The sequence below is a fragment of the Chryseobacterium sp. SIMBA_028 genome, assembly GCF_046535285.1.
Classification (GTDB): domain Bacteria; phylum Bacteroidota; class Bacteroidia; order Flavobacteriales; family Weeksellaceae; genus Chryseobacterium.
This window is the reverse complement of the sequence record NZ_JAWRWZ010000703.1, coordinates 1-245: the sequence shown is the minus strand read 5'-3', so window position 1 is coordinate 245 and position 245 is coordinate 1. Positions and strand designations below refer to the sequence as shown.

At 38.8% G+C, this 245-nt stretch carries 1 protein-coding gene; it reads left to right on the top strand.

What is annotated here, in order from left to right:
- The coding region (locus SCA31_RS25070; protein ID WP_410699652.1) for a hypothetical protein at nt 1-245 on the top strand (245 nt) is incomplete at both ends.

The window sequence follows — 245 nt, the reverse complement described above, 5'->3', positions numbered from 1 at the left end:
CCAGCTGTCTGAAACTGCCGATACTTTTCTACAGAAAATAGAACCTTTACATCAGTATATCGGTTCAGTAGAGGGCAAGATCAATGATCAAGAAATCTCAGAAACCTTTGATTTCGTCAACCAGAACCTCCCTTTATTTTTAGATGAAAAGGATTATCAGGAAATTGAGAGAAAACTTCAGAAGGACAGCATCGCCAAACAGGTAGAAAATAATTATGTATCACTCGTATCACCTACCAGCCTGG